Source organism: Mycobacterium montefiorense (genome assembly GCF_025823255.1).
GTDB classification, from domain to species: Bacteria; Actinomycetota; Actinomycetes; order Mycobacteriales; family Mycobacteriaceae; genus Mycobacterium; species Mycobacterium montefiorense.
The window spans coordinates 1,192,423-1,216,970 of the sequence record NZ_JACKVL010000013.1; the positions used below are offsets into that span (position 1 = coordinate 1,192,423).

The window sequence follows — 24,548 nt, forward strand, 5'->3', positions numbered from 1 at the left end:
GGGAATGATGTCCACCAAAATCGGATAGCCCCGCAATGAGGCTAATCAGGAAGTTCCGTCACTTAGCCGTTGGCGTCAATATGGTGGCCACTACGCGCATGGCGCCGGCACTTTCCAATGCCTCATCCGAACAGCTGGGGGTCAGGACGTCATCGATGCGGTCGAAGGTAAACACTGTGCTCATGTCGATCTTCTTTCGTTGAGTTGGTGGAGTCGCACATAGCGGCCCAGAAGTGGGCTTTATGTGAACTCCTGAACGCCACGACGGTAGCCCGACACGATCGCTGTTGGCCGCCCTGCTGTCGGGGTTCTTGCCCCCCTGCTACCTGATATTCGGCAGGTTTCAGAGGCGCACCGCAAGGCATGAGCGCGCATATTTAGATCGGACACACCCGACTTGGCACGTATTTACGTGTCAGCATCTGTTGATCGGCCGTTGATGGCGGCGGTGCCGCCTCAGCCAATACCCGAACAAGTCTGCGCGACTGGGACACGACTCCTAGATACCGGGCAGCAGGGGGACGACAAGCCCGACAGCAGGGGGGACACCAGTGGTTGCGTCGAATTACCGTTGTGGCGTCCAGGAGCCATCTCATTTGGCACCAATGTATGCAAAGCGGAGGCAGCACACGATGAGCACAATGCGCACCCCTGAGGACACCTTGGACATCAATACAAATGTCGGGAATACTTCGGTAATGGTGGCTGGCGCCCTGGCCGTTGAAACCGACCGATCCAAACTGTTAATCCGCGACCCGTACGGCAAGTCACTGATTGCCAGCGCCGGCCACAGTCGGGAATTCCTGCAGTCCTCGGCCGGATGTGGACGGCCTGTTGCTCTCCGGCAGCACGTTCAGATCTCTTCCGGCGCAGACCATCTCGAGGTTGATCGCCCTCAGGCCCTCGAAGCGGGTGGATGCGATACAACTCGGAATGAGGCGGAAGCCTCTCTGGATCTGCTCCTTCCCGCACGGATACGCGAGTCCATCGAGCTGAACTACTACTCGAAAGTGAACGCCGGCCTCTGCCTGGGACAGGTGGCGAGAGATCCGAGCTTCCTCCAGGACCCGTTCAGCCATCTGGCGCTGTTCCCGGATCACGGCGTAATTCACATGCGTGACGTCGCCCACCGCATCGTTGACCTGATCGAGAATGTGTCGAAAATCAAGCTCTCCGAGCGCAGCCCGCTTCGCCTGGACTTCATGAAGAGCTACGGCTGCCTGATCGCCTACGCTCACGACATCGGGATGTCCGACCTGAATCCATTCGGGCGGACGGTGCATGCGGAGTTCGGCGCTCACGAAGCCTTCGGGGCGATCTTCGACGAGATCGTCGACATTCTCTGGACGGCGAACGTTGGGAACCTGGCCTGGCGCGTGCTCCGGCTGACCAGCGCTGGCGTCTTCGAAGGATCGCCGCAACGGATCCTGCGGGAGCTTGTCGCCCTCGCCTTCGCACATAGCAAAAGCGCCGTCCCCATCGCCACGCTGAACAACACCAAGGCGTTGCGCAAGGTCATGCTCCATGTTCTGGGCCGTCCTCTCGAGGCCTTGTATCACGAGAAGCAGCTGAAGAAGAGCCGGACGGACGACGAGCGCGCTCACCACCAGGCCGCTCGCCAAGAAGCCAGCAGCCCGAAGGCCTTGGCAGAGCACCGGGCTGTCCTGCTCTCGGGTCACTACACCGACTTCGAGGCCACGGCCTTTGCCTGGTTGGACGTCAAGGTGCCGCAGGCCCTCGAGTTCATTGTCGACGTCGTGGACACGATCCGTTACCTGCGCTGTGCCGATGCACTGCGACAGCGGGGAACCGAGCTCAGGACCTCCGGGAGCTACCAGATCTTCATCGACCAGCAGACCGCTAACGCCGTCTACGCCCTGCGTGACAGCGAGGGACGCACCTTCCTGCTCGAGGGAGAGAGTCCGCTCAATGCGGGCGAGGCCAACCTCGCCGGCGCCGAAGTCACTCAGGAAGGCGACTTGCGGCTCGCGTTCTATCGGGGCTGCTTCGGATCGGATGAGGCCGTGCGCCGCGCCGCACACAATGCTTCCGTCGTGGTCGATGACATCCAGGCCGACGTCGTGGAGAGCTTCGTCGGAGTCGCGGGTGCACAAGACTCTCCGCACCGTGGCTGCGTGCTCCTGGAACATACCGAGGACAATCCCGATTTCGCGCCGCTGGTAGCGGATCTGGTGCTTAAGCGAAGCCCGGGGCTTAAGGATCGTGTTCGGTGCGTACCGGCGCTACGCGACGCTCCCGAGCCGGAGCGTCGGCGTTTCCTCGCGGCCCACGCGATCGAATGGGACCGCGAGAAGCGCACCACCTTCCTGCGCAACGTAGCGACCCGTGGTTACAAGACCGACCACATCGATATCGACCTCGGCTTCCGCGACGCACGCCTGGGACATCTCGCAGGCGGGGAGTGTCTAACGCAAGCCGGCGCACGGGCGAGCTTCGTCTACATCGCGCTGACGTCAGGACTTCGGGGTTGGCCTACGGGAGGCTACGAATCCTTCCGGATCCACCCCTGGGAGCTCCTGGGCATCACGGGCGTTATCAGAGGCGACTTTCGAGTTGCCACGGTCGTTGCGGAGAACGACGCAGACGTTCTCATCATCCCGAAGGACGTCTACCTTCGTCACTGGCATCGCAGTTACACGCCTGCGGAATTCTGCGATCTGATGCGCACGATCGGGCAGCCGGAACATCAGCAACCTGCGGCGCGGGCCGGGTAGCTGATCATGGCGACCGGCCCGGCACGCGTCAACAACTCAGAGCGATGGCGCGTTACAAACCCCTGGCACACGCTGTGGGCGATGATGGTCGGCTTCTTCTTGATCATGGTCGACTCGACGGTCGTTCCCGTCGCAAACCTGACCATCATGGCCGATTTGCGCATCGGGTACGACACCGTGATCTGGGTGACCAGTGCCTACTTGCTGGGCTATGCGGTGGTGCTGCTGGTGGCCGGCCGACTCGGTGACAGGTACGGGCCTAAGAACCTCTACCTGATTGGTCTGGCGGTGTTCACCGTCGCCTCGATGTGGTGTGGGTTGTCTGGCAGTGCCGCCATGCTGATTGCCGCGCGAGTCGTACAGGGGGTCGGCGCTGGGCTGCTGACTCCGCAGACGTTGTCGACGATCACCCGGATATTCCCGGCGCACCGCCGCGGTGCCGCGATCAGCGCATGGGGTGCCACCGCCGGCGTCGCCAGCTTGGTGGGGCCGCTGGCCGGGGGCGCGCTGGTCGGTGAGCTGGGTTGGCAGTGGATCTTCTTCATTAACATCCCCATCGGCATCATCGGCCTGGTGCTGGCCTTTTCGCTGGTCCCGGTGCTACCCACCTACCCGCACCGATTCGACCTGATTGGTGTCGCGCTATCCGGGGTGGGCATGTTTCTGATCGTCTTTGGGCTGCAGCAGGGCGAGTCCGCTGACTGGGCGCCGTGGATCTGGGCGACGATCGTTGGCGGCGCCGGGTTCTTGGCGACGTTCATCTGCTGGCAGTCATTCAACAGCCGCGAGCCGCTCATCCCGCTGGAGATCTTCCGTCACCGGAACTTCAGCCTGTGCAACGTCGGGGTGGCGATTACGGCGTTCGCAACAACGGGAATGGTGCTGCCGATGACGTTCTATACGCAGGCGGTGTGCGGGCTGTCGCCGATGCGCACGGCCCTGCTAATGGCGCCGATGGCGATCACGAACGGTGTATTCGCGCCATTGGTCGGCAGGATCTCCGATCGGTTCCATCCGCGGCCGGTGATCGGTTTCGGTTTTTCGGTGCTGGTGATCTCGATAACGTGGCTTTCGTTCGAGATGGCCCCGGGCACGCCGATTTGGCGGCTGGCGTTACCGTTCAGCGTCATCGGTGTCGGGATGGAGTTTGTGTGGTCTCCGCTGGCCGCCACCGCGACCCGCAGCTTGCCGCCGCACCTGGCCGGCGCGAGCGCTGGGGCGTATAACGCGGTCCGCCAGCTTGGCGCCGTGCTCGGGAGTTCGGCCATGGCCGCGTTCATGACATCGCGGATCAGTGCAGAGATGCCGCACGGCGGGCATGCCCCCGCTGCGGACGGTGGTGCCACCGCCTTGAAACTGCCCGAGTTCCTGCACGAGCCGTTCTCAGCGGCGATGTCGCAGTCGATCATGCTGCCCGCGTCCATCGCAGTGTTGGGCATCGGTGCCGCGCTGTTCTTAGTCGGCTTCGCGCCTTTGGTATTGACCCGGCAAGGCAACGGACTGCCCGGCCGGGTGTCCAACGTCACCACCACAACCGCGAGTCTTTTGAGGTCGTATCCGGCTGTATCGAACACCGAACACGTTGGCGCATCAAGAAATTCGCACGCACCGGACGCCGCTACCGCGCCGTACAGATCCGCGCCGGCCAACACATACTGACTGCCGTCGACCCCTTACCCGAGGACCTCCGCGACGCGATCACCCGTCGAAAGTCTTCGAAAGTCGTTGCGCCGATTGATTTTCACAACGCCTACGGACAACACCAATCATTCGGAATTGGGTGGGAGATCGCCATCATCGCGGCTCAATCCACAGCTGAAGTCGACGAGGCACAGGTACTGGCCGCAGCCCCAGCGCAACCGTGGCGCCGCGGTCCCGCTCGGCTTTCTCGTCGACCGGCCGCACCCGGTAACCGCCGAACAACGCGGCGAGCGCGGCCCTCATCTCGCTTTGAGCGAACGTGGCACCGAGACAACGGCGAACACCGCCACCGTAAGGGATCCAGGTATACATTCCGCCGTGCTCCTCGAGGAACCGCGCAGGACGGAACCGTTGTGGATCAGGGTAGATTTCCGGGCGCCGGTGCATCAGATAGATCGAGGGCACCACGGTCACCCCGGCCGGCAACGGCGCGCCGCCGATTTCCATCGGTGCCTTCAGACGTCGCGCGACCAGTGAGAACACTGGCCGCAAGCGCAACGTCTCCTTCACGACGGCGTCGATGAACTCGTGCCGGCCGGCCTGGATCTCTTCAATAAGCCGGGACTGCACGTCGGGATGGCGGACCACCCACTCCACCGCCGACGCGAGCGCGGTTGCCGTGGATTCGTGACCGGCCAACAGCAGCGTCATTAATTCATCACGAATCTCGACATCGCTCAACGGCTGGCCATCCGCGTTCCGGGCTCGCAGCAGCACGGACAGAACGTCGGTGCGTTCATCCAGGTCGTCCGCTCGACGTCGGTCACCGATCTCGGCGTAGAGCAAGCGGTCGACGCCGCTGAGCAACTTGCGTGTCAGCGCCGACCTTATCCGCTGGGGGCTGAGGACCAGCAAGAGCAGCCGGCCTGGAGTACCCACCGTCGTTGTCAGCATCCGCACCAGTTCCGCTCGCAGCGGGTGGTGTGCATCGTCTGAAAGTCCGAACACCGCGCGCAGAATGACCTCCAGCGTCAACGCCTGGATTCGAGGGTGGACTTGCACCGGTTCGCCGCGGGGCCAGCGCGCGATTTCAGTTTCGGCGATAGCGGTCATCGTGTCCGCGTAGGACCGCAAGTGGGTGCCGCGAAACGGCGGCACCAGCAGCTGGCGCTGTTCCCTATGTGCGTTTCCATCGAGAAGGAGCACCGAGTTCGCGCCAACCACCGGCAACAGGATGCGATTTGCCTCCCCAGCCTGCAGCAGCTCCGGGGGCCCCGTGAAGACCTGCTTAACGGCATCCGGATGGGACACCACCACCCAGGTCCCTTCGCCGGCCAGCCTTAGTGTGAACGTGTCGCCGTAGCGAGCCGCCGAACGCTCCATGAACCTCCAGGGGCTGGCTATCCACGCCGCGGTCTGAACGCTGACCGGGAGTCGGGGACCGGGCGGCAGCCCGCCGATAGTCACGCGATTACCCGCAACTCGGGCGCTGGTAATGATCGGACCCACACGTAGAGCTCGTCTGAAAACTGGTGTCGGTCAGGCGTGTGACGCTCGAGCGATTCCTGGTAATTGAGTGATCGGTGAAAGTCGCCGATTCATCAGAAATTCGTATGCCGTCATCGCAGTCCGGGACAATAACTAAGCCCATGTCGATCTTCTCTCATTGAATTGGTGGAGCTGCACATAGCGGCGCAATAAAAGGCGTTATGTGAAGATCTGAACGCCACAACACGGTAGCCCGACCCATACACCGCTCGCCCCCCTGCTGGCCCGTATATCGCTATTACCGGCAGCCGCCATCAAGGCACGGCGCGGGCGACCCGCCTCTTCCCCGCGGTGGCATAAGGCCTGCTTACAACGGACCGGGACGACCCAGTGGAACACAATCTGCGGCCGGCTTACGGCTCAAAGGCCGGAAGAATAGAGCCTGAATCGCGGATCTCCCAAATGCTGGCTTTGGTGATGCCGTCAAAATTTATCTTGTCCAACGTTGCTTTCGAGTACGTGAGGTCGATGGCAACCCGAGTTGACGTATTGCCGTATGGGTCGGTCATCGGGAAGCTGCCCTGAATGTTCACCGCGGAAGCGTCTGGATAGGTCGCTCGCGCGTACTTCAGAATAGTGATGGTGTCTAGCCGCGCACCGTCCCTGATCATCTGCTCGGTGTAGTTGTCGCGAATGGCGAATCGGGCGTCGACCACGTCGCCGTTCGGGCCCGGAGCAGTGCTGAAGGTGACTCCGTCCGGCTTCTTGGGGCCAGCCGGTGTCGGCGGCGCCACCTGACTCGTCGTCAGCGTCGGCGCCGTGGTCGAAGTGCTAGACGGGGATTCTTTCTTGTCGTCAAAATTCCAGCTTTTGCCAACGATGAAGAAGAGAACTATCGCAGCCAGAGCCGCCAGGACCAGGGCCGCTTTTCCGGAGCCGCCTTTTTTTGGCGGATCAGTGGCGAAGGCCCACTCTCCGGTCCAATTTTTGCCGTCGAAGTACCGCTGCAATCCATGGCCTACCCCCGCGGGATCGGGGTACCAGCCCGGCGCCGAGCCGCGAGGAGGCGGCGCCTGTTCAGATGGCATCTATCCATTTTCCTTCAGTCCTCGCCATCGCAACCTCTTTCGCCGACTGAAGGACTACCCGAAGTCCGGGCGAGGTGAACTGAACATGACCCGGGCGTGACGGTTCGGCACGATGTCCAGCGATTCGATGCGCCGCGGTGTCGGGTGCAGGCTATGAATCTACGGTGAGCGACCACCAGGTGAACCTGACCCAGCAGGAAAGCTCGTTGATCGGCGAGAGCCATACCGAGGCACTCGCCCGCATGGACGAGACGGCGGTGAAGGAATTGCAGACCCGGCTCAGGCAGGCGCGCGAAAAGAACTTCAACCTGTTGCGGCGTCAGGGCGCGGCTCGAGTGGAAACCGAAGGTGCCCGCGGCGCCGCGCAGCCTGCCAACGAGAAGCGGGGCGAAAAGGTGGAGATCTTCGACGAGGCACTGGCACGGGTGAGCGAACGCCTTGACGCTATCCGCGACGTCGAGTAGCTGCTCGAGGCCTCCGGAGCGGCGGCCGTCGCCGCGCCGGGTAGCGGTCTCGAGGATAAAGTGGCGGCGGTGGAGTTGCAGGTAGTGCTGGTGCGTGGTGCGCGGTGACGGAGCCCTGCGCCGATGCCGCTCTGGCCGCCGAAGTCATGCGGTCCGACGAGGCCGCCACCGCGGGCTACCGGGAGTAGGCTGGCTGCCGCGCAGCGGGCCGGCCGCCGAGTGCTGCGGGAGCCGCACGGCGGGTACACGTTGTGGCGCCGCGACGATGTACTCGCCGCCATGCGGGATGGCGAAGTGTTCGGCACCCGCCAGGGCGAACTGATGCCCGGCAATTTGCCGTTCGGCCCGTACCGGGAAATCCTGCTCGAGCTGTTCAATCCGGGCAGTTCACGAGAAATGCTGAAACCCGTACGAGGCCTCGCCGAAGAATGCATTGGTGACATAGCGGCGCGTCTGAACCGCTGTGACGGCGTGCAGGTCGCTGATGTCCTTTGCCGCGCCGCCTCCATGTCGGCCTGCGGGCTGCCGCCGCAGGTTCCTCTGGAAACCGTCAGCCCGGTCGTGGTGGGCAAGATCCGGCGCGCGCCGCTGGGCGGCGCCGATGTGATCACCCGCCTCGCCACCGAACCCCTTTCCGACGATGAGGTATTGGGACTGATGGGCTCGGTGGTCCGCGGTTTCATGTTCGCGTCCTTCCCCATCAAGGCCGGGCTGGCGGTGTTGGCGCGAAGGCCGGTGCTTCAGCAGGAGCTGCGCGAAAGCCCGGGCCGGCAAAGTCATTTTATCGAGGAGTTGCTGCGGCTGGATGGGGGAGCGAAGACCGTTTCGCGAATCACTACCCGCAGCGTGACGGTCGGCGAAACCACCATCCCGGCCGGTTGCCCTGTGGAATTGTGTGTCGGTCTGGTCCACCGCGACGAGACCGACGAGATGTCGGGTCACGACATGAAACTAGAAGGCGCGCACCGGCATTGGAGTTTCGGCGGAGGTCCGCATCGGTGCCCAGCGTCGCACCTGGCCAGGGAGCTACTCGGCGATTTCTTTGCGGTGTGGCTTGCCGAGATCCCGTTTTTCGGATTCGACTGGAACGGCGGCGACATCCCCAGAGCCTGGCATCCCAGACCCTACGGCCCGTTTTCGGGCGCAGTTTTCGACGGTTGGGTTCCGGGTTCTGTGCCACTGACGTGGTGATCGGGGCTGTGCGGCAACACTATTGGCTCCGCGCGCTACGGAAGCTGGCCTTGATGGCTTGGGCAGTAGACGGTCACCGATGCGGTAATGAATTTGACAGCGGTGCGATTGACACGATCGGCAACCAGGCGCAGAGACGGATTAGCCGAAAACGTCGTGTTCATCTCCTCGTCGACCAGCGACTGGAACGAGGCGCCGCCATCGAGTTCGCTACAGATTTCGTGCGCTCGGTAGACGAGTCCGGGCACGTTATCGATGACGGGAATCTGAAGTTGCGCGAGCAACGCCACAAACTGATCCTGCTGGCTATCGGCGTCCGCGGTGCCTGCGCACATGATCGCGGCGGTCAGCACCCCCGACGCGCTAACCAGAGTGTTTGCCAGGCTGGTGATATGGGCACGCACGGCAAGTTTCCCGTTCTTTCGGTATCACCCGCTCGACGTCTAACCGAATCGACACCAAGCGGTAACAATGACGGCCGCTGGCGCCTGCGATGATGGACATCGTAACTGCTTATAACCGTGAATCACCACTGGACCATCGCGCGAACCCGCAGGTGAGGGGGGCGGCGCGACGGCCGCGAAGGCATGCTCAGGGCGCGCTGATCACCGCCGCGATCGTCAGCGGCTTGAGCGTGGTTGGTGTTACACAGTTGCCCGCGAGGACCTGGCTCGGATCGGCGTCGGCATATTCGGCGGGCACGCACATCGGCGACTACTCGGCGAACGCGTTGTTGCCAGCTCCGTTGGGGGAGATCACCCCTGATCCACCGCCGGAGGTCCCAGCGGTGACGATCAGGCCGCTCGAGCCGCCTGTTGCGGCACCGACACCTCGAGCACCGCAGCAGTCCCCACGCCAACCGCAGGCACCCGCACCGCCACAGCAGGTGCCCCCACCGGCACAGGATGCGCCAGCGCCCGCGCCAACGCCTGCGCCGCCGCCCCCACCTCCGCCGCCACGTCCGCCGGGCGGCCATGTCCAGCTCTCGCCGTAAGGCGAGAACTGTCACATCGCTAGCGCGTCGCCCGGGCGATCGTCTCCCAGATGTCCATGTCCTCGACGATGTTGTGCGCGCCGACCTGGACCTGCGGGCCATAGCGGAAGATCAGCCCCGTCGCACCCGAGTCGATCCACAGCTGCACGCGCTCGGCGATCCGCTGGTGTGAACCGATCAGGAACGCGGTGTCGACGTAGTCGTCGGGGACCGCGGCGAGCGCCTCCTCGCGGCGGCCCGCGGCGACGAGCTCGGCGAGCCGGTCGCACAGGCCGGTGAACCCGAGCGCCTCGGCTTGCAGGCGCATGTTCTCCGACCACTCCACGACGTAGGGGCGAAAGAGATCGATACCGGCCGCGACGTCGTCGGTGACGACGAGGTCGACGATCGCCCAGACGTCGAAGTCCTCGCGCTTTTTGCCGTCGGTCCGGCGCGCAAAGCCGGTGTCGAGCTGTGGCCCGAAGGTCGGCATCATCCCCGGCGCGAAACCCCACGGGAACCAGCCGTCGGCGACCTCGGCGGTGAGTTCGACCATCTGCGGGCCGACCGCGGCGAGGTGAATCTCCGGCTCGAAGCCGGATTCGACGGACATCGACCACGGTTCGACGCCGAGCGCGCCCGTGCCGCTGTACGGGATGCTTGTCTCTGAGCTCTGGCAGCGCACGGGTTTGACGAGGCGAGTGCGGGACTGCTCCCAGTAGAGTTCGGTGCTCTCAATCGGGTTGCCGTCGGTGTCGCGCGCACCCTGGCCCGCGAACGCCTGGCGCAGCACGCCTACGTAGTCACGCAGCCTGCGCACCGGTTTGCCCCACGGCCGCCCGTGCCAGCCCTCGGCAATGCTGGGAAATCCGGCGCCTACGCCCGCGATTACCCGCCCACCGCCTGCCATCGCGTCGATCGTCGTCAGGCCTTGCGCGAGCACGGTCGCGGGGCGCGCTGTCAGCGTCGCGATATGGGTGCCGAGCCCGATCTTCGAAGTGTGGGCGGCGATGTAGGCGAGTGGCGTCAACGCGTCCGAACCGGCGCCCTCCGCCGTGAAGACCGCGTCGAATCCGAGGCGCTCGCAGCGCTTGATGCGCTCCAGTGGGACGGTAAAGCGCCGGTTCTGCCAGGGCACCTCGCACGCAATCTTCGTCACAGCTCTCCCGCCTATTGCGCTACCAGTTCGGCACGTTCCTTTACTACGACGCACCGACGTTCGCCGAACCGGTTGCGGCACTGCTGATTTCACACTCCGCCAAATTCGCCCGTCGCGCAGCGGCAGTCGCGAAGCGACACCGTCTGTTGCCAGGTCCCGCGGCCCTCACAGCACATCCCCAGTGGCCGATAAGCGTCCTAACAGCTGTGGATGTTGACGTTGGGTGACTTGAAAAAAGCCCGGCCAGAATTTCTACCTCAGATGGGAGCGCGCCCACGCTGACGGGCAGAAATTTCTGAATATAACCAATCATTATGTGAGCTATTTTAAAACGCGAATTCCCGCCGCTGTGGCATTCGTTTATATGTGCTGGTATTTATAACCGGTCACGACAAGCATTGATGGACTCGCGATACCGTTAGCAAACGGCCGTTCGAATGGTGAGAGATGTCTCATAAATCGCGGTGATCTGTCGACATATCTATCTCCGGACCGCCGCGCGGACCGTTGCGGTCGCTCGGTCATCCTGGCTATGCATGTCTTGAACTGGTAGTTTGTTGCGAGACGAGCTGACTCGTACGCGCCCGGTGTTCTCACATCAGCATGCGGCACAGTGACATTTCTTTTTTACGCCGCGATTACCCGTCGGGAACGCAACGCGAATAAGCCTCGCCCACAATGATCGCTATACCAAGTCGGGATTCAGAAGCGAAACGGGGGCGGATCCTGACATATTTCTAGCCGGGGACAGTGCGGTCTTTGTCGTTCAGACATATCGAATCGTTGGGGTATTTGTATTCCGTTGGGGCCACGGTGTGTTGCGGCCAGGCTGCAATATTGCGCCTTCCATCGCGGCCAAATGAGGGAGCGGAGGTAAGAGAATGTTGGACTTCGGCGCGTTGCCCCCGGAGATCAACTCGGGTCGGATGTATGCCGGTGCGGGAGCGGGACCGATGTTGGTCGCCGCCTCGGCGTGGGACGAGTTAGCTGCGGAGCTGTATTCCACGGCGGCTTCGTATGAATCGACGATTGAAGGCCTGACCGTTGGGCCGTGGAGCGGTCCGTCCTCGATAGCGATGGCCGCCGCGGCCGCTCCGTATGTGCAGTGGATGCGCGCGACCGGCGCTCAGGCCGAGCAGGCGGCAAGCCAGGCCAAGCTCGCAGCGGGCGCCTATGAGGCGGCCTTCGCGGCGACGGTGCCGCCACCCGTCGTCGCGGCCAATCGCTCGTTGCTCGCGACGTTGGTCGCTACCAACTTCCTGGGCCAAAACACGACGGCGGTCGCGGCGACCGAAGCGCATTACATGTTGATGTGGGCGCAGGATGCCGCGGCGATGTACACCTACGCCGGCTCGTCGGCGACCGCGTCGCAGTTGTCACCGTTCACCGACCCGCCGCAAACCACGAACGACTCAGGCTCGCAGATGCAAGCGGCCGCGGTGGCCCAGTCGAGCACCACGTCTGGGGCCAATACCGCGGCGCAGTCAGCTACTTCGAATGCCGTGCAAACACTTTCGACGGCGGCAAGCGCAGCGGCCGATTCGTCGACAGGAGTGACGGTGCCGCCTTTCATAACCAACTGGAACACCTTTTGGGCGGCCGTCACCGGCGTCTTTTCGCCGCAGTCGTGGACCAGCATTCCTGGTGGTCCGTTCCTCTCGTTCGGGCAGGTGTACGCGTGGGGTCAGAACGGGCAGAGCGCCGCGGCGTATCTGGCCGGGCCGAAGTTTATCAAGGGGGCGTTGGCGCCGCTGACGAGTGGCGCCGGCGTCCATCCCATGCTCAGCTCGGCGGTCGGTGCCGGGCCCGCCACCGGGTCCATGGGTAGGGCGGCGTTGGTGGGAAGCATGTCGGTGCCACAGGGCTGGACCGATGCCGCACCGGCGATCAGAACGGTGGCCCAGGTGCTGCCTGCCGACTTGGCGGCCGCGCCGGCCGCCATGGTCGGTGAGGAAGGCGCTTTCAGCCAGATGGCTCTGTCCAGCCTGGCCGGCCGCGCCATCGCCGCCACCACAACCCACTCGGTAAGCGGCCGTGCCGCGACGGCAGCCGCGCTGGGCAGCCTGGTCGCCGAGGCCGACCCGGCAGCCGCCACCATCATCGTCATCCCGGCCCTGGAGGCGTGATCGCGATGAACACCACGCGCCGCAGCCCAGCACCAGCCAGCCAAGCGCCCGCCACCAGGAAGGGGTAACGACATGTTTTACGGAGCCTTTCCGCCGGAGTTCAACTCGGGCCGGATGTACAGCGGTCCGGGAGCCGAGTCGCTGGTAGCGGCGGCGACGGCCTGGGAGAACCTGGCCGCTGAGTTGCAGTCCACCGCGACCGCCTAGTCGTCGGTGCTTGCGAACCTGACCAGTGGGCCCTGGGTGGGCCCGTCGTCGCTTGCCATGGCGGCCGCCGCCGCCCCTTACGTGGCCTGGATGCAGCAGACCGCGACTCAGGCCACGCAGACCGCGCAGCAGGCCGGCCAGGCGGCGGCCGCGTACGAAACGGCATTCGCCGCGCACGTGCCGCCACCGTTGATCGCGGCCAACCGTGAACTACTCGCGCAACTGATGGCAACCAACGTGCTCGGGCAGAACACCGGAGCGATTGCGGCCGCCGAAGCGCAATACGGCGAAATGTGGGCCCAGGACGCCGAGGCGATGGACACCTACTTCGCCTCCTCGGCTACCACCTCCAACAACTTGACGGAATTCAGCCCGGCGCCGAAGACGACCAACGAGGAGGGTTCGGCGACGCAGGCGGCCGCGGTGACCACGTCGCGCAGCACTGCGGCCGGCAACGCGGCAAATTCGGTGGCCGCGGCGGCCACCACCCCTAGCGGTTACAGCGGGCCGCTGGCGTGGCTGGCGCAGCTTGCCACCGATTACCAGAACTTCTGGTCAAGCCTGCTCAACACGGTGCCGGGCGGCTCGGCTTTCTACACGGCGATGTACAACGCCGTGAAGGTTCCGCTCGGGCTTACCACGCAGTTCAACGACATCGGGCTGCTGATCAACTTCCCGGTGTCCCAGTGGCTCAAGTTCGCCCCACCGGTGGCATACGGCGCGCTGCCGAAGGACGCGCTGGGAGCCGGTCTGGGAGCGCTGGGCTTCACCCGGGGCACGCTGTTCGACGCGATCTCTCCGACGGCCGGATTTGCACGTGGCACTTTGGTAGGGGCGTTGACTGTTCCACCCAGCTGGGCCTCGGCCACCCCGGCGATCAGGACGGTCGCTGCGGCGTTGACCGCCGCCGGGCCCCAGGTCATTCCAGCGGCCGCAGTCGGCGCGGGAAGTCTGTTCAGCTCCATGGGTATGGCGAGGATGTTGGGGAGCGCGATGGGCGCCGGAGGTCCCACTGTGGTGCGCAACGGCATTCGCAACCGGATGACCCCAATCAAGGATCTGAAGGACAAGAACTCGCCGGAGCATCTCAAACGTCTGGTCGCCCAGATATCGGAGAAGCCCGAAACCGTGCAGCACCACAATGTGGATCAAGAAGGTCTCGACGCACTGCTCGAACAGCTGGCTAAGAAGCCCGGTATCCATGCGGTGCACCTGAAAAACAGTAATCCCAAAGTCATTTCGTCCTAAAGAAGTGCAATCGGGCTAGGGGACAGCTTAATTCGTCAACACGAGAGAAGGTAACTGATGAAACGCCTCACGATATTGCTCGCAGTTCTCGCCATGATTGGCCTCGCGGCGCCTGCGTATGCCGATCCCGCTCCCGAACCGGACGGCGACGACGCCGGCTTCATCGCCGCGCTGCATCAAGCTGGATTCAGCTTTTCCAGCGAAGGTTCGGCCGTATCCGCGGGCCGCGCGGTGTGCTCGTGTCTGAACAACGGCGAGGACAACTTGGAGCTGCTGAACGACGTAAAGAGCCACAACCCCGGTATGGATATGGAGATGGCATCCAACTTCGCCTTGATCTCCGCGAAGTTCTACTGCCCTCATCAACTCTCCAAGGCCTGACCAAAACACACGATGGGCTGCGGATACGCGCGGCCGGGCGGCCCTCCTGACTCGACCGCACAGCATGCCCCGCGGCAGGAGGGAAGTGATGTCACCCACTATCTGATGACACATGCCTTCAGATGGAATATCGTGGTCCCATGACCAAGATTGGCAATCCTGGCATCGGCGGGACACACCGAGACAACGTAGTGATCGTCGGAGCCGGCCCCGTGGGCGTCGCGACAGCCGTTAGCCTTCTTGACCGCGGAATCAGCCCGACCTTGATTGATCGCGCCGACGAGGTAGCCAGCAGATGGCGCAACTACAGCAGCATGACCGGACTCATGACTGGCAAATGGTTTTCGCACATACCGGGGCGTCCGTACCCGAGACATACGCCTCGATTTCCGAGCTGTGATCAAGTGGCGGAGTACTTCAATCGTCACGCGCACCGTGATGGTATCGAGTTGAGGCTTGGCACCGATGTGAAGAGGATCGACAGCTGGGGGAGTAAATGGCGTCTGACGATATCGGGGGGCGTGATCGAGGCGGGTGAGGTGGTAGTGGCTACCGGATATGCCAATATTCCGTACCTTCCAAAGATGAAGGATATGAACAAATTTCGTGGTGATTTGTTACACACCTCGTCTTTCGGCGAGCCAGATCGCTACCGCGGCAAGCGGGTATTGGTTATCGGTGCGGGCCCGTCAGGACTGCAAGCAGCACACGACATTGCACCGGTCGCTGACAAAGTATGGTTGGCTGTACGAACACCTCCGAACCTCGTTGCGCGCCAATCGTTCTGGGGAAATTCGGTCGACGTCGTCGCTGGGCCGTTGTTCCACGCGCCGGTTCGTGCCGCCGATGCGATTGCGCGATTTGTGCAGCGGCGCACCATCGGTGACCTGACACGTTATGGGTTGCCGTTTCCCGATGAAGGTCCGTTCACGCTCGCGGCACGCAATGTCCCCGTCGCCGTCGTCGACATGGCGGTGATCGCCAGTGTGCGGAATGGGGCCGTACAAGTCGTCAGTACAATCGAGCGATTTCACGGCACGAGTGTCACGCTGGTCGACGGGATGCAGCTAGAGCCCGATGTCGTGATCTGTGCGACTGGCTATCGAACTGGGCTGGGGCCGCTGGTCGGCCACCTCGATGTCCTCGATAAGGACGAAGTACCAATACGATTCGCGCCAGAACCCGCAGCAAACGGATTGTGGTTCATCGGGTATCAGCGAAGGCCCACACTGATCGGCCATGCCGCTAGACAGTCGCGGCGCCTCGCCAAGTGCATGGCAGCACGTGAGCCGGCGGCACAATCTGCCTAAGCCGCGGATTCGAGTCCAGTCAGTCCGGCATTCGCGGCGGCCGATGCCTCAGGTGCAAAGGCTTGGGGCGTCGCACACATTGCCGGGGCAATACGTCGTGTGAGCGGCGTTCACCATGGTTCCCACGTCGAGCAGCGTCACGCCCCGTTTGTCCAAGTGAGAGTGGACCTCGTCGGCAATCTGTTGTGGCGTCCAACCCCAAGTCAGGTCGTAGCAGATGAGGTGCGCCTCGCCGATGAGTGCCTCTTCTGTGTTGGGAGGCCAAGTCAGACCGACGGCGCGCAGTTGCGCAAGGTACGCATTGTCCTGGGCCGTCGTGGCAGTCGCAACAGCAGCGCTACAGGTAAGCGCAGCGCCAGCCATCAGGGGGACAGCAAGTCTGGCCAGCAAGCGAGGTGAGGGCATTTGATCCGCTTTCTTTTCTGTTCGCGTCAATGAGGCTGCCAGTAGTGTGCGGCTCCAAAGCCGCAGAAGTATGAAGAATAGCGAAAGCCCGCAACGGCCCGATCCCTGCAGACGTGGCTACCCAGTGGCCGCGAAAGGGAGGCGCTCCTTGGCCAGGCGCCGATGCGTCGGGGACGAATCCCCGGCGTGTAGCGCCGTCGCGTTGTTCCACGAGCGGTCGTAAAAGACGACACGGCACGAGCCGTTGCGGCACTCTTTCAACCGCGTCCATGCCCCCGAGTGCTGGCTCAGCAACACCTCGCTGCAAATGGCGGCCGCCCACCATCGCCATCCGTCACCGGCTGGCTGCCAATGTAAATCGCCGTCGATAGAGAGCGTGAAGCTGGCGGCGCCGAGATCACCGCACGCTGCGGCGGCGGTGCAGATGCCCGACACCAATGCGCGGACGCGGGCACGCAGTTTGCGCAGTTGGGCGTCGTCGCCGTCGGCCAGCACGGGCGGGTGCGGCTCGATACCGCGTTCCAGCGACCAGACCCGGGCGGCTCGCGTCGACCAGTCCTCGGCCTGTTTAGCGTCGCCGAGCAGATCTGCGGCCGGCACAGCACCCGTGTTCAGGAAGTCCTCGACCAGTGCCAAGCCGTGCGGCGCAGGCCGCAGGCCGAAATGCGTGGTCGCCTGCCATTGGCCCGTGGGGAGATTCGGGTCGGCTGCCCAGCCGATGTCGGCACCTGTTGACATGATTGCCCTTTCGTTGAATTCCTTGCTGTTGGATCGCTTTAGAACTGATGCGTCGAGCTGCGGTGGGTGGTGCGCCGGGGCAGAGCATGACCTCGGCGGCCGTGCCGACGCGGCGGACCGTACTGTCGTGTAACACCTCGACGCCGGTTCCTGATTGCCCTGGAAGTCAAACTGGTCACCAATGCATTCGGAACAACGGTGGGTTCGGTTTGTCCAGATGTGACGCGATGTAGGTGGGAATATCGACTGGCGTTTCCCGTTACATCAACGCTAGTGACCTCGCTGAATTCAGGAGACCCAGATGGGACTGCTCGACCACAAGACCGCTGTCGTCACCGGTGCCAACTCAGGCATCGGCTTAGCCACCGCCGAGCGCTTCATCGCCGAAGGTGTCGACAAGGTGTTCATCACTGGGCGGCGCCAGACCGAACTGGACTCCGCAGCAAAGAAATTGGGCTCCCGCGCGATCGCTGTGGTCGGTGACGTCGGAAAACCGGAGAATCTGGACCGGCTCTATGCCAAGGTCGAGGCGGCGGGCAAGGGCGTTGATATCGTCATGGCCAACGCCGGGGCCACCACGGTCTCGCGTCTCGGCGAGATCACCGACGACGACCTCGACGCGCTGCTGACGACCAACGTCAAAGGGGTCGTGTACACGGTCCAAAAAGCGCTCCCGTTACTCAACGACAACGCCTCGATCATTTTGACCGGATCCACCACCGCAGATCGCGGCCGTCCCGGGCTCAGCATCTACGCCGCCACCAAAGCCGCTGTGCGCTCGCTGGCCCGCACCTGGGCCAGCGAACTTGCCGACCGCAACATTCGGGTCAACGTCCTGGTCCCCGGATCCACCGCCACCCCGGGAAGCGATGCACTGGCTGCGCAAATCGATTCCAACGCGTCGATTCAAGACTTCCGCGCCGGTCGCGTTGCCACCATCCCGCTGGGGCGCTTCGCAGAACCCATCGAAATCGCCTACGCCGCAGTGTTTCTCGCCAGCGATCTATCCAGCTTTAGCACTGGATCAACGCTTACTGCCGACGGAGGATTCAACCAAGTCTGAGGATTTGGTATCAGCGGCGTCAATGCCCCCGCGAACAAGTCAGTTTCGGGCACCGGTATTCACGTCTGTCTGGGAGCGGCTCCGGCCCGCGGCAGCCGTCGCGTCCTAGGTGCACCGCCAGGCACCCGACACCCACCACTTGTTCACCAGATCGCCGTCGCGGCCGACCGGCGACTCGGGTTATCCGGTTTGCGCACATTTCTGTCCAGCGAACGCGTGACGCAAGCCCAATTGTCGACGGGCACTGCGGCCGCGCGGTAGCCATGAATCATGCACGAGCATGCGGTCGGCGCACGGCCCAGCCGACCTGACGCGACACCGGGAATGAGAAAGCCGATATGACTTCAACGTGGTCCGAGACAGGCACTACCACCGAGGAATTCGCCGATCGTGTTCGAAGTAATCAGGAGAGCCTTGGCACGGAGATCAAGGCCCATTACGACTTCATCGTGTGCGGGTCGGGTTCGTCGGGTTCCGTGGTAGCGCGTCGTCTCGCCGAGAATCCCGATGTGAGCGTGCTGGTCCTGGAAGCCGGCGGCTCCGACGAGGCGCCCGAGACACTCAGACCGGAAATGTGGCTGGCCAACCTGGGTAGCGAGCGCGACTGGAACTTCACCGCTGAACCCAGCTGCCACCTGAACGGACGAGCGATCCCATATTCCATGGGCAAGGTCCTGGGCGGGGGTTCAAGCATCAATGTCATGGTGTGGGCGCGCGGCCACAAGAACGACTGGGACTATTTCGCCGCCGAAGCCAAAGACGAGCGATGGAGCTACGAGTCGGTGCTCGCCATCTATCGCGACATTGAGGACTGGCATGGCACTGCCGACCCTGACCATCGTGGCACCGGTGGACCGGTATACGTCGAATCCGCTTCCAACCCAAGCCCAATCGCGACCGAAGGTCTTGTCGCCGCCGACTTACTCGGCATTCCGACCTTCGACCATCAAAACGGCAGCTTGATGGAGAGCGACGGCGGCGCGTCGATCGTCGATCTACGCATCCGCAACGGATATCGCCAATCGGTCTTTCGCTCTTACCTTTTCCCGCTTATGGATCGGCCCAACGTCACGGTGTTGAGCGGCGCACTGGTAACTCGAGTGAGATTCGACAAGGCCTCCGGCGGGTGGGCCGCCACCGGCGTGGAATTCGTTCACGACGGCCAACTGCACCGCGTCAGCGCGGGATCCGAAGTGGTGCTGTCGTTGGGGGCGATCCACACACCCAAGGTACTGATGCAATCGGGCATCGGCGATCGGGCCGAGTTGCGCCACCATGGCATCCCCGTGGTCCAGCATTTGCCTGGAGTCGGCCGTAACCTGCAGGATCATCCCGCGTTCTCCTGCGTTTGGGAGAGTAAGACGCCCCTGCCGTGGCGCAATAGTGGCGGTGAGATGACAGTCTTCGCCAAGAGCGATCCAAGCTTGGACACTCCCGACCTTCAGGCGTACCAACTTGAGTTTCCGTATTCAAGCCGGGAGAATGCGGCCAAAATCGTTCTACCGGAATCGGGTTGGGCGATGTTAGGTGCTGTGGTGCGACCGAAGAGTCGCGGCCGAATCTATCTGACGGGACCCGACCCGCTCGACACGGTGCGGATTCACGCCAATCTGATGTCGCATCCCGACGACATCAAGGCGGCGATCGCCTGCATCGAACTGTGCCGCGAGATCGGCAATTCAGCGGCGCTCCGTCCGTTCAGCAAACGAGAGGTTATGCCAGGCAACCTCAATCACATTCAGCTCGAGCGCTTCATCCGTACCGACGTCACTACCTATCACCACCAGACGTGTACGGCGAAAATGGGCAACGACAATATGTCGGTGGTCGACGGATCACTGAAAGTCTATGGAGTGCAGAACCTTCGGATCGCTGATGGATCCATCATGCCGCGCGTCACAACCGGCAATACCATGGCTCCATGCGTCATCATCATCGGCGAGCGTGCCGGCCAGATCCTGCGCGAGCGTCACGCCCTCTGAAGTCGTCCAAGGTGTGTTGTAATCGCCACGTGTGCAACTATATTGAGCGTCGCGCGAACTGAACTCGCGCTTTCGCGCACTGTGCCGAACTTACCATTGCGCCTCTGCTAGGCGTTCACCCACCTCCAACGGCGCAACTGTGCCCAAGGTAACAGCTTTCGACTTGCTTGTGCAAAAGCCTCCTCTACCAACCTGATTCATGAAGCAGTCGCCGGTCACAGTCCGGCTGTACACGGGTGGTTACTCGAAGATTCCGGGATCGCGTGGTAACAAGGGGAACCTGGAAGCGTAAGGCAGCACGACCGAACGAATTCAGGGGAATCTTAAATGCATTTCGCGGTATTGCCGCCGGAGGTTAACTCCGGGCGCATGTACGCGGGGTCGGGAGCGGGCTCGATGTTGGCCGCGGCAACGGCGTGGGATGAACTGGCTAACGAGCTGCAGACCACGGCGGCCAATCTCGAGTCCGTGATTTCGGGGCTCTCCAGCGAACCCTGGCAGGGCCCGTCGTCGGCGTCGATGGTGGCCGCGGCCGCGCCGCAGCTGGCATGGCTGAACACCACCGCTGCGCAGGCTACGCAGACCAGTGCCCAGGCAAACGCCGCCGCGGTGGCCTATGAGTCCGCGTTTGCGATGACGGTGCCTCCGCCCGTGATCGAGGCCAACCGTGCCGAGTTGACTTCACTGATCGCGACGAATCTGCTCGGCCAAAACGCGGCGGCGATCGCGGCGACTGAAGTCGCCTACTCCGAAATGTGGGCCCAGGACGTTGCCGCGATGTATGGGTATGCCGCCGAATCGCGAGCGGCCACCGAAGTGACTCCGTTCGCCTCGCCGGAGCAGACCACCGACCAGGGCGGGATCGCAGCGCAGAGTGCCGCGGCCGCGCAGGCTGCCGGTAGCGCGGCCGGGCAGGCACAAAGCGCGATGTCGAGCGGCTCGATGACCGCGGTGCCGAATGCGCTACAAGCGCTCACCTCGCTGCCCGCGGGAGCAACTGACTTTTCGCAGTTCTCCAATCCTTATGACCTGATTTCGCTCGGCTCCGGCCTGCTTGGAAACGGCCTCGGCCTGATCGGGTTGTCGGGTGCCGCGGGGTTCGTTTCCGAGGCCGAACATGAGATGTTCGGATCCGAGACGGTGTCGGCACCGCAGCCATCGGCAGCTGCATCGCAGCGAGGAGCGATGCCGGCCAGGCGTCTACCCGAAGAGGCGACAACAGTGTCGGCGGAAACGGGCCGCGCATCCTCCCTCGGTCGCTTGTCGGTGCCCCAGGGCTGGGCCTCGGCGGCCCAGGAGGTACGGCTGGTCGCGCAGGCGTCGCCGATGGCCAGTCCTGTCCCGACGACTGGCCCGAGCCCCGGTCTGTTCAGCGGAATGCCGGTTTTCGGCGGGGCACCGCTGATGCAATTGTCCGGACGTGGCGCCGGCGATTCCCGAGATCGTCGACAGGCAAACAAAGCCGACGCGCCCGGCATTTTGGTGCCTGCCGGCGAGACTTCGCGCGATCGCGGAACGGCGGCGGGTGATCGGCCTGGCCGAAGCGCTGCCGAGTTACGCGAAATGACGGATCTGCTAGGCAAGCTGGGCAGGCTCCGCGACAGTGGAGTATTAACCGATACCGAGTTCGACGAACAGAAGCAACGACTGCTCAATAATCGCTAACCGCGGCCTGCGTTACGTTTATAGCCATGGTCAACGGTCCTGGTGAAGCTCCAGCCACCGGGCAGGGCGGGCACCAGCCGACGAGCCGGCTGCGCGACCAGCTTGACCTGCTGGAGGCGGCCCGCGATCAGATGGCCCAGCTGGTGCGAGTGATCGTCGAGATCAGTTCCGACCTGGACTTGGACGTGACGTTGCATCGAATTGTCAACGCGGCGCGAGAGTTGACCGGTGCCAGGTATGGGGCGCTGGGTATTCGCGGGTCCGACGGCGGCCTGGCGTCGTTCGTGCACGCCGGAGCGGACGACGCCATAGCGCGGCGACTCGGCGATCTGTCGGTGGGCGAAGGCATCCGCATCGATGATTTGACCGTTGATTTGCAAGCCGGCGGTCTCGACGCGGATGGCCCGTCCGTGCGGGCATTGCTCGCGATCCCGATCATCGTGCGGGCAGCCGACTTTGGCGTCCTCTACCTTGCCGACGATCGGCCCGGCCACGTGTTTACCGATTCCCACGAGAGCGCGGTGCGCGCGTTGGCCACGGCGGCGACTGCTGCCATCGACAATGCGCGGCTCTTCGAGCGAGAACGTGAATCGTCGAGGTGGACGAAGGCAAGTCGCGAGATCACCACCGCGCTGCTGTCCGGTGACCCACAAACGGGGCCGCTGCAGCTCATCGTCAACCGGGCGCTCGATTTGGCCGGTGCCGAACAGGCCATCTTGCTTGTGCCCCGCGAGCCGGATCGACCCCATGACGAGGTCGACACGCTGGTCGTGGCCGCCACCGCGGGCCGGTACGCCTCGCAGGTGATCGGTCGGCAGGTTCCGATGGACGGTTCCACTACGGGCGGCGTGGCGCGGCGCGGTTTACCCCTGATCACTGATTCCTTCCAATATCCGATCGAAGGGTTCACCGATGTCGGTGAACGCTCAGCCATCGTCATGCCGCTGATTGCCGACGACGCGGTGCTTGGGGTGATCGCGGTCGCGCGCGATCCGCACCAGCCGTCTTTCGACAACGAATATCTCGACCTGGTCAGTGATTTCGCCCGCCACGCCGCTATTGCGTTGGCGCTAGCGGCGGGTCGAGAACACGCGCTCAATCAGGAGCTGGCCCAAGCGGACAGCGTCTATGACGCAGTACTCGCGGCCGCTGAGGAACTGCGTCGACTCTGGCGGGCCCGCCGCGTGTTGGCCGTCACGTTCCCCGCCCAGCGATCCGCTATCGAAAGCACCTCCCGCACACCGGAATTCGTATCTGTTGGCGAGTTTGCGCAGTGGGCGGATCTGCCATCACAAACCCGGGAGCTGCTCGCCGCGTTGCGCGACGGTGATCTGCTGACCCCCAACACGACCAAGCCCGGGACGGCGGCCATCGCGCTGCAGCATCCCGAGGGCGTGCTCGTCGTGTGGATCGATCTGGCCGAACAACGACCATTCACTCTCGAGGACCAAACCTTGCTCACCGTGTTGGCCGGCCGCCTCGGCCAGGGCCTGCAACGGGTGCATCAAGTCGACCAGCAGCGTGAGACAGCCCTGGCGCTGCAACACGCGATCCTGGGCCCCGCCGATCTGCCGCATGGCTTCGCGGTTCGCTATCAGGCCGCCACCCGCCCCCTGCAAGTTGGCGGTGACTGGTACGACCTTGTCGACCTGGATGACGGACGCATCGCGTTGATCGTCGGCGACTGTGTCGGTCATGGCCTCGCCGCCGCCACCGTGATGGGACAGGTACGCAGCGCCTGCCGGGCGCTGCTGTTCGACAATCCCAGCCCCGCGGCCGCCCTGGAGGGGCTCGATCGCTTCGCCGCGCGGTTGCCCGGGGCCCAATGCGCCACCGCCATCTGCGCAGTGCTCAACCCGGACACCGGCGAGCTGGTGTATTCCAGCGCCGGGCACCCGCCGCCCATTGTCGTCCACGCCGATCGCACCACCCAGATGCTCGAGGGTGGCCACACCATTGCCTTGGGAGTGCGACCCCATCGCCCCCGCCCAGAGGCCCATGTGATCGTCCCGGCGCGCTCGACCTTGCTGCTGTACACCGATGGTCTGGTCGAGCGACGCCGCAGACCACTAGACGACGGCATCGGCGGCGCCGCCGCCCTGGTTGCCGAGGGTCTCGGGTCATCGCTGGACGATTTGGCGGATCAGGTGATGTCCCNCACCGATGGTCTGGTCGAGCGACGCCGCAGACCACTAGACGACGGCATCGGCGGCGCCGCCGCCCTGGTTGCCGAGGGTCTCGGGTCATCGCTGGACGATTTGGCGGATCAGGTGATGTCCCGGCTGGCGCCAACCGGGGGCTATCAGGATGACGTTGCCCTTTTGCTCTACCGCCATCCCTCCCCGCTGGAGCTGAAATTTCCCGCCGATGCCAGCAATCTCGCTCCGGCTCGAAAAGCCTTGCGCAGCTGGTTGACCCGGGTCCGGCTGGATCCGGAGCAGACGATGAGCGTGCTCATTGCTGCCGGCGAAGCCGTCGCCAACGCCATCGAGCACGGTCACCGCGACCGGCAAGGTGGCACGATTGCCCTGGGCGCGACCGCACTCGTCGACGAGGTGCAGTTGACCATCACCGACAGCGGCTCCTGGATACCTCCGCAGCCCGAGGCCAACCCACATCGCGGTCGCGGCATCACCCTGATGCGAGGACTCATGCACGATGTCACGATCGACCCCGACCCCGAC

At 63.7% G+C, this 24,548-nt stretch carries 19 protein-coding genes and 1 pseudogene; 12 read left to right on the plus strand and 8 right to left on the minus strand.

Going from position 1 to position 24,548, the window contains the following annotated elements; translation table 11 throughout:
- Positions 1-58: 58 nt before the first annotated feature.
- The gene (locus tag H7K34_RS18930) at positions 59-184 is read right to left on the minus strand and encodes a hypothetical protein (protein WP_264063509.1); all 126 of its coding nucleotides are present in this window, start codon (positions 182-184) and stop codon (positions 59-61) included.
- 457 nt (positions 185-641) lie between these two features.
- Between H7K34_RS18930 and H7K34_RS26985 the strand changes: the two genes are divergently transcribed.
- Together H7K34_RS26985 and H7K34_RS18940 are read left to right on the plus strand one after the other, a co-directional pair.
- Positions 642-2,735, plus strand: a complete 2,094-nt coding sequence (locus H7K34_RS26985; RefSeq protein ID WP_264063511.1) for a hypothetical protein — start codon at positions 642-644, stop codon at positions 2,733-2,735.
- A 6-nt stretch (positions 2,736-2,741) separates the two neighbouring features.
- Entirely contained in the window at positions 2,742-4,394 is a 1,653-nt protein-coding gene (locus tag H7K34_RS18940) for an MFS transporter (protein ID WP_372510792.1), read from the plus strand.
- Positions 4,395-4,529: 135 nt separating this feature from the next.
- Here the strand turns inward: H7K34_RS18940 and H7K34_RS18945 are convergent, their stop codons facing one another.
- Both H7K34_RS18945 and H7K34_RS18950 read right to left on the minus strand, forming a co-directional pair.
- Complete coding sequence (locus tag H7K34_RS18945) at positions 4,530-5,843, minus strand: cytochrome P450 (protein ID WP_264063513.1); 1,314 nt, start codon at positions 5,841-5,843, stop codon at positions 4,530-4,532.
- Between the two features lie 434 nt (positions 5,844-6,277).
- Positions 6,278-6,952 (minus strand): DUF2510 domain-containing protein, encoded by a 675-nt coding sequence (locus H7K34_RS18950; protein ID WP_264063515.1) that lies wholly within the window; start codon positions 6,950-6,952, stop codon positions 6,278-6,280.
- A 164-nt stretch (positions 6,953-7,116) separates the two neighbouring features.
- On the opposite strand from H7K34_RS18950, the gene H7K34_RS18955 reads away from it, so the two are divergent.
- Positions 7,117-7,416, plus strand: coding sequence for a hypothetical protein (locus H7K34_RS18955; protein ID WP_264063516.1), 300 nt, complete (start codon positions 7,117-7,119; stop codon positions 7,414-7,416).
- Positions 7,417-7,539: 123 nt separating this feature from the next.
- Entirely contained in the window at positions 7,540-8,607 is a 1,068-nt protein-coding gene (locus H7K34_RS18960) for a cytochrome P450 (protein WP_264063517.1), read from the plus strand.
- Between the two features lie 35 nt (positions 8,608-8,642).
- Here H7K34_RS18960 and H7K34_RS18965 read toward each other — a convergent pair whose 3' ends face one another.
- The 3 genes from H7K34_RS18965 to H7K34_RS18975 form a co-directional block, all read right to left on the minus strand.
- Positions 8,643-8,960 (minus strand): DUF732 domain-containing protein, encoded by a 318-nt coding sequence (locus tag H7K34_RS18965; RefSeq protein ID WP_264063518.1) that lies wholly within the window; start codon positions 8,958-8,960, stop codon positions 8,643-8,645.
- A gap of 441 nt (positions 8,961-9,401) precedes the next feature.
- Positions 9,402-9,566 carry a hypothetical protein gene (locus H7K34_RS18970; protein WP_264063519.1) on the minus strand — a complete coding sequence of 55 codons (165 nt, stop codon included), beginning with the start codon at positions 9,564-9,566 and terminating at the stop codon, positions 9,402-9,404.
- 54 nt (positions 9,567-9,620) lie between these two features.
- Complete coding sequence (locus tag H7K34_RS18975) at positions 9,621-10,739, minus strand: LLM class flavin-dependent oxidoreductase (RefSeq protein WP_264063520.1); 1,119 nt, start codon at positions 10,737-10,739, stop codon at positions 9,621-9,623.
- A gap of 881 nt (positions 10,740-11,620) precedes the next feature.
- Between H7K34_RS18975 and H7K34_RS18980 the strand changes: the two genes are divergently transcribed.
- The 4 genes and pseudogenes from H7K34_RS18980 to H7K34_RS18995 all read left to right on the plus strand — a co-directional run bounded on the left by H7K34_RS18980 (position 11,621) and on the right by H7K34_RS18995 (position 16,011).
- The gene (locus tag H7K34_RS18980; protein ID WP_264063521.1) at positions 11,621-12,865 is read left to right on the plus strand and encodes a PPE family protein; all 1,245 of its coding nucleotides are present in this window, start codon (positions 11,621-11,623) and stop codon (positions 12,863-12,865) included.
- A 72-nt stretch (positions 12,866-12,937) separates the two neighbouring features.
- Positions 12,938-14,320: pseudogene (locus H7K34_RS18985) on the plus strand (PPE family protein).
- Positions 14,321-14,374: 54 nt separating this feature from the next.
- Positions 14,375-14,701, plus strand: coding sequence for a DUF732 domain-containing protein (locus H7K34_RS18990; protein WP_372510809.1), 327 nt, complete (start codon positions 14,375-14,377; stop codon positions 14,699-14,701).
- 140 nt (positions 14,702-14,841) lie between these two features.
- Positions 14,842-16,011 carry a flavin-containing monooxygenase gene (locus tag H7K34_RS18995; protein WP_264063523.1) on the plus strand — a complete coding sequence of 390 codons (1,170 nt, stop codon included), beginning with the start codon at positions 14,842-14,844 and terminating at the stop codon, positions 16,009-16,011.
- 48 nt (positions 16,012-16,059) lie between these two features.
- Here the strand turns inward: H7K34_RS18995 and H7K34_RS19000 are convergent, their stop codons facing one another.
- Both H7K34_RS19000 and H7K34_RS19005 read right to left on the minus strand, forming a co-directional pair.
- Complete coding sequence (locus H7K34_RS19000; RefSeq protein WP_264063524.1) at positions 16,060-16,374, minus strand: DUF732 domain-containing protein; 315 nt, start codon at positions 16,372-16,374, stop codon at positions 16,060-16,062.
- A 159-nt stretch (positions 16,375-16,533) separates the two neighbouring features.
- Positions 16,534-17,154, minus strand: coding sequence for a CGNR zinc finger domain-containing protein (locus tag H7K34_RS19005; RefSeq protein ID WP_264063525.1), 621 nt, complete (start codon positions 17,152-17,154; stop codon positions 16,534-16,536).
- A gap of 301 nt (positions 17,155-17,455) precedes the next feature.
- Between H7K34_RS19005 and H7K34_RS19010 the strand changes: the two genes are divergently transcribed.
- The 4 genes from H7K34_RS19010 to H7K34_RS19025 form a co-directional block, all read left to right on the plus strand.
- Positions 17,456-18,217, plus strand: coding sequence for an SDR family NAD(P)-dependent oxidoreductase (locus H7K34_RS19010; protein ID WP_264063526.1), 762 nt, complete (start codon positions 17,456-17,458; stop codon positions 18,215-18,217).
- Positions 18,218-18,555: 338 nt separating this feature from the next.
- Positions 18,556-20,199 (plus strand): GMC family oxidoreductase, encoded by a 1,644-nt coding sequence (locus H7K34_RS19015; protein WP_264063527.1) that lies wholly within the window; start codon positions 18,556-18,558, stop codon positions 20,197-20,199.
- A 327-nt stretch (positions 20,200-20,526) separates the two neighbouring features.
- Complete coding sequence (locus H7K34_RS19020; RefSeq protein WP_264063528.1) at positions 20,527-21,864, plus strand: PPE family protein, SVP subgroup; 1,338 nt, start codon at positions 20,527-20,529, stop codon at positions 21,862-21,864.
- Positions 21,865-21,995: 131 nt separating this feature from the next.
- The coding region (locus H7K34_RS19025) for a SpoIIE family protein phosphatase (RefSeq protein ID WP_372510810.1) at positions 21,996-24,548 on the plus strand (2,553 nt) is incomplete at its 3' end.

Coding starts and splice junctions, on each gene's coding strand:
- H7K34_RS18995 (WP_264063523.1), top strand. CDS start 14,842: ATGACCAAGATTGGCAATCCTGGCATCGGCGGGACACACCGAGACAAC.
- H7K34_RS18960 (WP_264063517.1), top strand. CDS start 7,540: ATGCCGCTCTGGCCGCCGAAGTCATGCGGTCCGACGAGGCCGCCACCG.
- H7K34_RS18940 (WP_372510792.1), top strand. CDS start 2,742: ATGGCGACCGGCCCGGCACGCGTCAACAACTCAGAGCGATGGCGCGTT.
- H7K34_RS18950 (WP_264063515.1), bottom strand. CDS start 6,952: ATGCCATCTGAACAGGCGCCGCCTCCTCGCGGCTCGGCGCCGGGCTGG.
- H7K34_RS26985 (WP_264063511.1), top strand. CDS start 642: ATGCGCACCCCTGAGGACACCTTGGACATCAATACAAATGTCGGGAAT.
- H7K34_RS18980 (WP_264063521.1), top strand. CDS start 11,621: ATGTTGGACTTCGGCGCGTTGCCCCCGGAGATCAACTCGGGTCGGATG.
- H7K34_RS19010 (WP_264063526.1), top strand. CDS start 17,456: ATGGGACTGCTCGACCACAAGACCGCTGTCGTCACCGGTGCCAACTCA.
- H7K34_RS19000 (WP_264063524.1), bottom strand. CDS start 16,374: ATGGCTGGCGCTGCGCTTACCTGTAGCGCTGCTGTTGCGACTGCCACG.
- H7K34_RS18930 (WP_264063509.1), bottom strand. CDS start 184: ATGAGCACAGTGTTTACCTTCGACCGCATCGATGACGTCCTGACCCCC.
- H7K34_RS19005 (WP_264063525.1), bottom strand. CDS start 17,154: ATGTCAACAGGTGCCGACATCGGCTGGGCAGCCGACCCGAATCTCCCC.
- H7K34_RS19015 (WP_264063527.1), top strand. CDS start 18,556: ATGACTTCAACGTGGTCCGAGACAGGCACTACCACCGAGGAATTCGCC.
- H7K34_RS19020 (WP_264063528.1), top strand. CDS start 20,527: ATGCATTTCGCGGTATTGCCGCCGGAGGTTAACTCCGGGCGCATGTAC.